Source organism: Streptomyces sp. TRD_SC_5 (assembly GCF_056836825.1).
Map to the genome: position 1 here is coordinate 4996345 of NZ_JBWZZS010000001.1, position 11022 is coordinate 5007366.

Annotated in this window: 6 protein-coding genes; all 6 read left to right on the forward strand. The window is 72.7% G+C overall.

The features are described 5' to 3' along the window. Positions 1 to 158: 158 nt before the first annotated feature. Positions 159 to 2165 carry a VMAP-C domain-containing protein gene (locus AC1P0E_RS23145; RefSeq protein ID WP_482745872.1) on the forward strand — a complete coding sequence of 669 codons (2007 nt, stop codon included), beginning with the start codon at positions 159 to 161 and terminating at the stop codon, positions 2163 to 2165. A gap of 43 nt (positions 2166 to 2208) precedes the next feature. Next, complete coding sequence (locus AC1P0E_RS23150) at positions 2209 to 3201, forward strand: AAA family ATPase (RefSeq protein WP_482744048.1); 993 nt, start codon at positions 2209 to 2211, stop codon at positions 3199 to 3201. A gap of 6 nt (positions 3202 to 3207) precedes the next feature. Then, the gene (locus tag AC1P0E_RS23155) at positions 3208 to 6201 is read left to right on the forward strand and encodes an SAV_2336 N-terminal domain-related protein (RefSeq protein ID WP_482744049.1); all 2994 of its coding nucleotides are present in this window, start codon (positions 3208 to 3210) and stop codon (positions 6199 to 6201) included. A 132-nt stretch (positions 6202 to 6333) separates the two neighbouring features. After that, positions 6334 to 6525 carry a hypothetical protein gene (locus AC1P0E_RS23160; RefSeq protein ID WP_482744050.1) on the forward strand — a complete coding sequence of 64 codons (192 nt, stop codon included), beginning with the start codon at positions 6334 to 6336 and terminating at the stop codon, positions 6523 to 6525. Between the two features lie 73 nt (positions 6526 to 6598). Next, positions 6599 to 7933 carry an aKG-HExxH-type peptide beta-hydroxylase gene (locus AC1P0E_RS23165; RefSeq protein WP_482744051.1) on the forward strand — a complete coding sequence of 445 codons (1335 nt, stop codon included), beginning with the start codon at positions 6599 to 6601 and terminating at the stop codon, positions 7931 to 7933. A gap of 55 nt (positions 7934 to 7988) precedes the next feature. After that, complete coding sequence (gene fxsT / locus AC1P0E_RS23170) at positions 7989 to 11012, forward strand: FxSxx-COOH system tetratricopeptide repeat protein (RefSeq protein ID WP_482744052.1); 3024 nt, start codon at positions 7989 to 7991, stop codon at positions 11010 to 11012. The last annotated feature ends 10 nt before the right edge of the window (positions 11013 to 11022 follow it).

The window sequence follows — 11022 nt, forward strand, 5'->3', positions numbered from 1 at the left end:
TCTCACTCGCGGGGGAACGCGGGGAACGGGGTGCCCATGGTTGTCACCGATGCATGCGCGCGCGCGTCGAACGGAGTGGGGGTGCGCGCCGCCCATCTGTTTCTGTACGCCCCCTTCGTCCCCGCGTGAGCCCGCTGGAGCAATCCGTCAGCCGGGGCGTGGTCCGCATTGGTCCAGGCGCCAACGGGTATGACGGACGAAGTGTCCATTTCTGGGGCAGCGGCTTCTTTGTCGCACCGGAATGGGTGCTGACCTGCGCGCATGTCGTCGTCGGCAAGGGGGCGGTGGGGGTGGATCAAGGGCAGGGGTCAGAGGAGCAGCTTCACGTCGCCCTCACCACCTACGACGAACAGCGGCTGTCCGGTCAGGTCGTACGCGTACTGCCGGATCACGATCTCGCGCTCGTACGCGTCCCGGGCGCGGACTTCCAGGACTGCCTGTGGCTCAGCGACCGATCGGGCTCCGGACCCGCCGACGTGCAGCTCTTCGGCTGGGCGCAGACGGCGGGTCAGGACATGGGCGAAGAGTTCCTCTCCCCCACGGCGATGGCCACCGGCGGCGGTCACAGGCAACCAATCATGCTTCAGGCCGCGCTTGTGTTCCACGGCCTGTCGGGCGGTCCCGTCGTCGACCGGGTCAGCGGCTCCGTGGTCGGCGTCATCAAGGGCAAGGGGCAGAGCACTCCCACCTACGGCCGGGCGGCGCCGGTCAGCCGGCTGCGCACGCTCTGCGACGAACCGGGATCGCCGGACGCCCGGCTCTGGCACGGGATCGTCGCCGCGCACGACCGCCACCACCTCGACCGCTACAGGTCGGGGGACGACTGCTGGCCGCGCGACCAGAAGCTGCTGGCCGCCGGGTCCGGCCAGTCGTGCAGCTTCTCCCCTGACATCAGGGCGCATCTGTACGGCCTGTTCGCCGAGTTGCCGCCGCCTTCAGGGGCGGGGCAGGTGCTGCGGCTGGTGAACGCGGCGCGCGGCCGGGTGCTGCGCGGCCCGCTCCGGCAGGGCCCGGACGCCCCCTGCGACTGGCGCGACGGGACCGGGCTGCTGCACGACCCGCGCGAGGGCACCGAGGCGGCCGGCCCGCAACTCGAACTGGAAGCCGTGGTGGTGTACGCGGCGATGGTCCACGCGGCGATGGCCTCGGCGGCGGTGGACGGGCCGCGCGAGGCGGTCGCCCTCGACCGGCTGCGCCGCTGGGCCGAGCACACCGGACAGCAGCTCGGCAACGAAGTGATACGCCGACAGGTCCCCGGACTCCTCGGCGGCCCCTCGACCCAGGAGCCGGACGCGGCCGCGGCTGCCGAGGCGTCCGCCCACGACGACGTGCTCGTGGTCATCGGCCCCGAGTTCTACGGAACGTACCGCTGGAGGGTCCAGTTGCTGGGCTCCGACGGCACGACCACCATGCTGCTCAACGACGACGAAGGGGCCCCGCGCGAGCGCCTGGAGGAAGCGGTCCGCGAGGGACTGCACGCCGCGTTCGTCCGCGCGGACGCCAACGAACACCTGGCGGCCGTCGACTTCATGCTGCCCCGGGCGCTCTTCGACGAGCCGTTCGAGGAATGGCGCTCGAAGCTGCCCCGCCCCGGCCAGGAGCCGAGCGTGCACACGTACCCCATCGGGCAGCGCCGCATCGTCGCGCTCCGCGATCAGCAACGGCGCGGCGACGGCGCCACGCCCGAGTGGCACCGTGGCTGGAACTCCGTGGAGAACGGGCCGCTGGAGGCCGTGCCGCTGTGCCTGGACGTCGTCGAGTCGAGGCACGGGGCGGATTCCAAGGAGAGCGCGGAAGCGGCGTACAACCGGCTGCGCGTCGGCGCGTCGGGCGCGGTTCCCGTGCACTGCGCGAGTACGGCGGCGGGTCACGGATCGCAGGTCCTCACCCGGGCGTTCCACGTGGGGCACGCCGCCGTGCTCTGCCGCCGGCTGAGGGACAATGGGCACAACGACTGTGCCGAATTCCACGAGAGGGCAGCCGAGTTGATACGGCAAGCGGGCACCGGCAGGGCGCTGCGCGAACGCATCCGCGAACTGCGCAATCTCAACGCGGACCCGGACCGGCCCAACCCCGACACGGCCTGGGCACGGCACATCGTCCTCATCTACGATCCACCCCACAGGCCGGCTCTCTCTCATGGCCCTTTACGTCAGGACGTCTAGGATGCCGGGCCATGGACGGGCAGGCAGCGGTGAGGAGCCCACAGTGAGTGACTGGCACATCTACCGGGGAGCGGGCCTGCCGCACGACAGTGTCCGGGACTTACCCGACCCGCCGCCGTGGCGGGACTTCGCCGCCGAAGGCACCGACGTCGCTCGCAGACTGGGCGTAAAACGCCGCCTGGTGCAGTCGTTCCACCCCCAGCCGGAAGAGGTCGAGGCCGTCAACGCCGCGCTCCAGCTGCGCCGGCCGCTCCTCGTCACCGGCAACCCCGGCACCGGGAAGTCGACGCTCGCCCATGCGGTCGCGTACGAGCTGAACCTCGGCCGGGTACTGCGCTGGCCCATCGTCAGCCGCACCACCCTCCAGGACGGGCTGTACCACTACGACGCGATCGGCAGGCTGCAGGACGTCCAGCTGGACCGGGCCGTGTCGGGGGACGCGGTACCGCCGCCGCCGATCGGCTCGTACATCCGGCTGGGACCGCTCGGCACGGCGCTGCTGCCCTCGCCGCCGGACGGACCGCCGCGCGTCCTGCTGATCGACGAGTTCGACAAGAGCGACATTGACCTCCCCAACGACCTGCTGAACGTCCTGGAAGAGGGCGAGTTCGCCATCCGCGAGCTGGAGCGGCGGGCCGAGCGGGAGCCGCAGACCCAGGTGCTCACCGACGACGGGACGCAGGTGACCGTCACCGGAGGCCGCGTGCGCTGCACGAGCTTCCCCTTCATCGTCCTCACCTCCAACGGCGAACGTGACTTCCCCGCGGCCCTGCTGCGCCGCTGCATCCAGCTGGATCTCAAGCCGCCCGGCGAGAAACAGCTGGCCGCCATGGTCACCGCACACCTCGGCGAAGAGGCACTGCGCGACGGGGCCGAACTCATCGAGCGCTTCCTCCAGCGCGAGCCGGGGCAGGTCGTCGCCACCGATCAACTGCTCAACGCGCTGTACGTGACCCAGCGGGCGGCCAACGCCGAACAGGTCACCCGCAACAGGCTGGCCGAGATGCTCCTGCGACCGCTGGACCGTCCGAGGTGATGGCCGATGACGACGCCTGGCCAACGGCAGGCGGAACAACTGGCGGAGCTGATCGCGCGGTTGCGCGCGGCAGGCCTGGACATGTCGGCCCCGGAGGTGGCCGACGCGCTGTGGCTCGCCGCGCGGACCGGGCCGGGCAGACGGCCGGGGGGTGCCACGGGAGGTGGTCCGGGCACCGGTGAGCCCGGGCCCTCGGACCACCCGCTGTCCGGCGCGCTGTCCGGTGCGCGGCCGGGCCCGGTCGAGCAGCGGGCCGACGAGCCCCCGCTGCGCACCACCGAACACACCGCGCCGGTCTCCCTGTACGTCCCCTCGGGACCGGACGCCGCGCCGCTGCGGTCCTTCCCCATACGGGCCCCCGCCACCGGAACGCTGTCCGGGCTGCTCGGGCTCCAGCGCGCCCTGCGCCCGCTGCGCGGCTACCGGCCGCCGGTGCCACCGGTCCTCGGTACGGAACTGGACGAGGAAGCCACCGCCGAACGCAGCGCCCGCGAGGGCCTGTTGCGTCCGGTGCGCCGCCCCGCGCGGCACCGGGAGGCCGAGATCCAGCTGCTGATGGACGCCTCGCCCACCACCTCGGTCTGGCAGCTCACGCTGGAGCGTCTGAGGCAGGCCTGCGAGCGGCTCGGCGCCTTCCGTGACGTCCAGGTGCACTACTTGCACCCCGGCCCGGACGGCACACCGATGGCGGGCACCGGAGCGGATCCGGTCCACACCCGGCTGCGCCCCGCCGACCAGCACCGTGACATCACCGGGCGACGGCTGACCCTCGTCGTCAGCGACTGCGCGGGGCCGCTGTGGCAGTCCGGCGGCGCCCAGCGGCTGCTGCACCGCTGGGCCGGGGTTTCCCAGGTCGCCGTGGTCCAGCCGCTGCCGCCCCGGCTCTGGGAGCGCACCGCGCTGCCCGCCGGCCCCGGCCTGCTGGTGCGCGAGCCCGCGGCGGGCGGCATGGGCTTCGTACCGGACGCGGCCGACCCCTACGCCGCCGCGCCCGGCCCCGGTGCGCTGCCGGTGCCCGTACTGCTGCCGACCGAACGGGTACTGGGCAGCTGGGCCCAGCTGCTCGGCGGCAACGGCCGGCGCACGATGCGCGGCGCGGCCGCGTGGGTGCTGGCGGACCATCCGGCGCAGCTGGGGACCGGAACGTACGGAGCGGGAGCCCGCACGCCGCAGGCGGCGCTGCGCGACTTCCAGTCCACCGCGTCACCCGGCGCCCTCGAACTGGCCGTGCATCTGGCGGCGGTGCCGCTCTACCTGCCCGTGATGCAGCTGGTGCAGGAGGCGCTGTTGCCCCACACCGGGCCCATGCAGCTGGCAGAGGTCCTGCTCGGGGGCCTGTTGGAGCGGCTGCCCGAGGTGCCGGAAGTGCCGGGGCCGCGCTACGACTTCGCTCCGGGCGTGCGGGAGCTGCTGCTGGGGATGCTCGACCGGGGCGCGGCCGAGCTGGTCCTCAAGTACCTCTCCGAGTACATAAGCCGCCGCTTCGGCAAGGGGGTACGCAACTTCCCCGCGCTGGCCGTCGCCCGCCTCCAGGGCCGTGAACCCTCGGAGCCGGACGAGCCCGAGCGGGAGGAGGAGGCGGAAGCGGCGGCGGCCAGGGAAGCGCTCTTCGCGCATGTCTCGGCCCGGGTGGTGCGCTGGTACCAGCCCGTGCTGCCGGTGCCGGGACGGCTGGACGAGGCGGAGCGGCTGCTGGGCCTGTGGCGTGGTCAGCGCGACCGCCAGCTGCTGGCGGACGCCCAGGCGCTGGCCGAGGCGGCCCGCGCCGAGGGCGGTGGCGAACGCTCCCGCCGCGTACTGGGGCAGGTGCTCCACGCCCAGGCGGGCACCGCCGAGGAGCGCCGCACCCCCGACCGTGCGCACCGGCTGCTGCTGCGGGCGCAGCAACTGCTCACCGGGGACGAGCCGGCCACCGCCGTGGCCCGCGCCGCGGTCCAGCACGACCTGTGGCGTTCGGAGCCGGGCTCGTCGCTGCTGCACGCCGCGGTGGAGAGCCTGAGGTCCGTACGGGCGACAGAAGCGGAAGCGGACACCGAGACGGAGACGGCCCGCAGGCTGGGACTCGGACGAGTCCTGCTCGACCTCGCCCGTACGGAGACCGCCCCCGTCGCCCGGGCGGCGTACGCCGATGAAGCGGTACGCGAACTCCGCGCCGCCCACCGGCTGCTGACGTCCTCCGACGCGCCCGCGCACCGTCGCTGCACCGCACTGCTCGACCTGGTCGTGGCCGTGCGGCTGGCGGGCGGCGACGACATCGGCGACCTGCTGGAGCTGACTGCGGCCGCGGAGGCCGCCGCCGGCGACAGCGATCCGCTGCGGCTGCGCTGCCGGCGGGAGAAGGCCCGGATCCACCGGGAGGCGGGCGACTGGGAGTCGGCCACCGCCTCCTATGCCGAGGCCGAGCGGTGCGCTCCGCGCGACAGCCCGGCCAGGTGCGAACTCCTCGCCGAGTGGGGCGAGATGCTGCTCCTGGACGCTCGGGCGGTGGACCGCGCGGAGGGCATCTTGCGCGAGGCGCTCACCAACGTGTCCCCGCAGGCGCCACTGCGCTGGCGGCTGCATCTGCTGCTGGGCACCGCACTGGTGGAGCGCTACCGGGGCGAGCGGCGAGGCGGCGGTTTCCTGCCCGATCTGTACGAAGGCGTCCACCTGCTGGACCAGTCGGCCCGTAAAGGCGTCGAATCCGCGACCCGGGCCAGGTCCTGGCTCCTGCTGGCCGCGGCGCAGCTCGAATTCCCCGGCGCGGCCCGTCACTTCACCGCCGCCGAGGCGGCCTACGGCAGGGCGCTGCGCGAGGTCGGCAAGCCCACCTCGATCACGGCGGCCCGGACCCTGCACGGCAGGGGCGTGCTGTACGAGCGGATGGGGCGCCCGGCAGCGGCTCTGGCCGACTACCTGGCCGCCGAGGGCCACTGGCGCAGACTGGCCGACGAGGGCAAGGAGCTCCCGCAGGACGAGAGAGGGGCCACTCGGGAGCGGCTCGCCGCGCTGGAGCGGTGAACGACGGGGGTCCGGCTGGATAGTCGACTCCAGTCAACTCCCTGTATGGCGAACGGGTTTCCGAACAGGAACGCTCGGGAAGAAGAAGGCTCACGGCAGTCGCCTCCGAGGGGGCACGGGGAGGAGAAGGACGTGCTGCAGCAACGTGATGCCGGATCCGCGCGGCAGGGCCGTGACCCCGTCGGTGGTCCCGTGCTTCCCGATCTGACGGGGGTTGACCTGCGGACTCTCCGGGCCATGGACGATGCGGCGCTCTGTGTCGCGGTCAACGATGTGCTGGACTGCGCCGGTGGCCTCACCGAGGCGTGGAACGACGGCAAGTGAACCGGACGCCGCGACGACGGAATCCGGCCAGGTTCGGGCAAGCCCCCCGGCGTACGGGAAAGAGCTGCACAGCGTGGCTCGCGGCGACGGGGCGATCGAAGCGATCAAGGCGTTCGGAGCGGTGGGCATGGCGTCCGTGACGGCAGGGTTCACCATTGCGGCCGGCACGCCCGCGCGCCTCGCCGCCACGCGCTCGGCCCCGCGCGACCTCGCCCTGCTGCACGCCGCGCTGCACAGCCGGCGCCTGGTCCTGTTCAAGTCGCTGCTCACCCGGCTCGGCCGGGAGGCGGTGGACCCGGCGGCGCGCGCGGGCTTCGACCGGGACTGGCGGCTCCTCGAACTGGCCGAGGCCCATGCCCCGCAGACGGCGCGACGGGCCCTCGACTACCCGTCCGTCGGCGGCTGGCTGGCGCACGCCCTCAACGCGCCGGGCGCCTCCGGCCTCGCCGCCGCCCTGCCCCATCTGGGGGAGATCGCCGTGAGCGTCGCGGTGCGCACCGGCGCCCCGTTCAGGGCCACGCTGCCCACCGTCGGCGGCGACCTCGTCCTTCCCGGCCTCGGCCGCTACCGGGTGGGCACCGCCTCGGTCCGGGTGGCCTCAGGGCCGTACGGAATGCTCCTGAGCCCTCAAGGCCGCCGGTCGGTCCCGGTGCTGCTGCGCACCGGCGGACAGGGGTACGGACCGGGCTGGCGGGGCCTTCCCGTGCTGCCCGGCAGCCGGGCCCGGCTGGACGCTCTGGTGTCACTGCGCGCTCCGTCCCCGCAGGTCCGTCCGCCGTCCGGCGCGGCCTCTGCCTCGGCCTGGACGGCCTGCTGGCGGGCGGCGACGGCGCTGCTGGAGTCGGCCGACCCCTGGCGCGCCGCCGAAGTCGTCTCGCTGGTCCGCTCGGTGGTGCCGATGGCGGACGTACGGGACGGACCTTCCAGCAGTACGCTGCGGGCCGCCCCCTGGGCCGTGCACACCGCGCTGCCGGCCACCGCGCAGAAGTTCGCCGAAGTACTGGTGCACGAGCTCGCGCACAGCAAGCTCGCGGTTCTCGGTGACCTGGTGCCGCTGCACCGCGCGAACGGCGACGCCGTGCACCGAGTGGCCTGGCGCCCGGACCCGCGGCCGTTCGCCGGGGTGCTGCAGGGCACGTACGCACATCTCGCGCTCTCGGACCTCTGGAGCCGCGTCGCGGAGCGCCCCGGGGCCGGCGCCCTCGCGCGCAAGAGCGCCCGGGCCCGCTGCGAGGACTATCGCGAACAGATCGCGGGGGCCTTGCCGATACTCTTGGACTCGCACCAACTCACGTCAGCCGGAAGGGAATTCGTTCTCGGCATGCGGCGCCATCACAGAGATCTCGGCCGACCGGGTACCTCGTTTGCGCTGCCGGATGGCCTGTCAGTGGATGGTGACGTTCGGTAACATCCCAGTCGCGTCATGTGCGGAGTGACGCGGCCGACGATGAGGAGACGTGCGCATGGTCGCTCAGCGGCACCTGGCGGGCGGCGCAGCCCCCGACCAGGAGTCCCAGCATTTCGTGGTGGCCTTTCCCGGGTACCACCGTTCGTGGGCCAACTGGATAGCTCACCGGCTCGAGGCACACGGCCACCGCGTGACCGCGCACCGGTGGGACCCCGACCGCGATCAGCCGCTGGACGAGGCCCTCAGCGACCTGCTGATGGCCAGAGGCCGGGTCCTGCTCGTACTCAGCGACTGGTTCTTCCAGCTGGGCCCGCGCCGGGAGGGCGAGTGGAACGAGGTGCTGCGCGGCTTCGTCGCCGACAACGCCGAACGCTTCGCCGCCGTCAGCCTCACCAACCAGGCGCTGCTGCCCGCCACCGCCGTACTGGAACCGGTGGATCTGTGGGGCATCACCGAACAGGAAGCCGAACGGCGGCTGCTGGCCCGGCTCTCCATGGAACCGGCGCCGCGCCGCGTCCCGATCGGCGCCGCTTCCCGCTACCCCAACGACGCACCCCCGGTATGGGGTGAAGTACCCCGTCGCAACGGCCGGTTCACCGGCCGCGACGAGCTGCTCAACCGCGTCCGCGAGTCCCTGATGAACGCGGAGGCCGGAGCGGCCGTCTGCGCCCTCGTCGGAATGGCGGGCATCGGCAAGACCCAGATCGCGGCGGAGTACGCCCACCGCTTCAGCCCCGACTACGACGTCGTGTGGTGGGTCAACTCCGACCAGCGCGGCATCCTCCGCGACCGCCTCGGCGAACTCGCCCCCGTACTGGGGCTGCGCAGCGGCTCCGAGCCGGGAGAGCGGATCCGCGCGGTGCGCGACGCGCTGCGCCGCGGTGAACCGCACGGCCGCTGGCTGGTGATCTTCGACGGCTGGGAGGACGTCCGTGAAGCCCTGGAGGTGCTGCCGCAGGGCGGCACCGGACACGTCCTGATCACCTCGCGCAACCACGGCTGGCGCACCTCGGCCGATGTCCAGGAGGTGCCGGTCTTCTTCCGCGCGGAGTCGACCGCCTATCTGATGCGCCGGGCCAAGCACGTCACCGAGGCGCAGGCCAACATGGTCGCGGCCGAGTTCGAGGACCTGCCGCTGCAGATGGCGCACGCCGCCGCGCTGCTGGACGTCTCCCGGATGGAAGTGCCGGAGTACCTGGCCAAGGTCCGGGCCGGGGAGATCGACCCCCTGGAACAAGTGGTGCCCGAGCTGGGCGACTACCCCCGCTCCTCGCTCACGTCCTGGTCGATGCTGTTCAACAGCATCCTCGAATCCGAGACCCGGGCCCTGGGGCTGCTCAAGCTCTGTGCCTGCTTCGCGCCGGGCCGGATCCCCATCGGACTGGTGCGCGGAGTCCCGCCGGCCGATCTGCCGGAAGAGCTGCGCTGGATCGCCAGTGCGACGCCGGAGTGGCCACGGGCCCTGGACGCGCTGACCAACTACTCGGTCATCACCAGGGATTCGCGCAGCCTGTCGGTCTCCTCCGGAGGAGAGGCGGGCCCCCGGCAGGAATCGATCCACATGCACCGGATCGTCCATGGCGTGGTCACCCAGCTCACCGCGGGCGACGACCGCGAGACCCACCGGTCGGTGGTACGCCGGGTCCTCGTCGAGGCCGACCCGGGAGCGCCGTCGGACAGCAGGCAATGGCCGCGTTACGCCGAGATCCTGCCCCAGCTGGATCCGTCCGGCGCCCTGGAGAGCACCGATCCGCGCACGGTCCAGATGGTCCTGAACTGCCTGCGCTACTGCTACTCCAGCGGCGAGTTCAGGGTCGGCATCGATCTCGCCGAGCGGATGCGGGCGAAGTGGACGGACCTCTTCGACCCCACCGACCAGCCGATGCTGGAGCTCAGCAGCGAACACACCGCCATCCTGCGGGCCAGCGGCCGCTTCCACGAGGCGTACGACATCGACAAGGCGACCCTGGCCCGGCTGACCTCCCACCCCGACCGCGACGACATCCGGCTGATGAACGCCCACAACAGCGTCGCGTCCGACCTGCGCTTCCTGGGCCAGTACCCCGAGTCGTTCCGGATCCAGGAGGAAGTGGTCACCACCGCCCGCAGACTCCTCGGCGCCGAGGAGTGGAGCACCCTGTGGGCCCAGCACAATCTGGGCGTGGCCCTGCGGCTCCAGGGGCGGTACGAGGAGGCGTACGAGAGTGATCTCGACACCCTCCGCAAGCGGGAGTCGGTGCTGAGCACCCGCCACCCGGAGACCCTGCACTCGGAGAACGCCTGCGCCCGCGACCTGCGCCTCATGGGCCGCTACCACGACGCGCTGTCCCGCCAGGAACTCGCACTGCGCAAGCACCTCCAGGTGCTGGGGGAACGCCACCCGCAGACGCTGTGGGCCCAGCACAACCTGGTCATGTGCCGGCGCCGCGCGGGTGTGGCGGCGCAGGACATCGGCCAGGAGATGGCCGAGCTGCTGGCGCGGTACGAGCGAGCGAACGGCAAGGGGCATCACAACAGCCTGATGCTCGTCACCGACTACGCGAACCTGCTGCGGGTGCGCGGCGACCTGGGGCTGGCGCGGGATCTGATCGGCGAGGCGGAGGACACGTACCGCAGGCTGGTGGGCCAGGCCCACCCCGTACCGACGGGCATGCAGTCCAACGTCGGCCTGATCCTCCAGGCGGAGGGCGACCGGGACGGGGCGCTGAACCTCTTCGAGCAGGCGCTGTCCGGGCTGCGTACGCTCCTCGGCCCCGACCACCCGTGGACCCTGGGCTGCGCGCTGAACACCGCGGGAGGGCGCAACCTCACCGGCCGGCTGGAGCAGGCGGCCGAGCTCAGCCGGGACACGCTGGACCGGGCCCGGCGGGTGCTGGGCGGGGACCATCCCATGACCCTCTCCAGCCAGACGGCGCTCGCGAGCGACCTGCGCGCGCTGCGGGAGCAGGAGGAGGCCGACAAGCTGGAGGAGGACGCGCTGCAGAAGCTGACCCGGACCATGGGCGCCCAGCACCAGCACACGCTGTCCTCGCGCCGGCGGGTGCGTCCGTACTGGGACTTCGAGCCGTATCTGGGCTGAGCCGCGCTTT

What these genes read in the sequence shown, in the direction of transcription:
- AC1P0E_RS23155 (WP_482744049.1), top strand. Translation starts at nt 3,208, where the DNA reads ATGACGACGCCTGGCCAACGGCAGGCGGAACAACTGGCGGAGCTGATC.
- fxsT (WP_482744052.1), top strand. Translation starts at nt 7,989, where the DNA reads ATGGTCGCTCAGCGGCACCTGGCGGGCGGCGCAGCCCCCGACCAGGAG.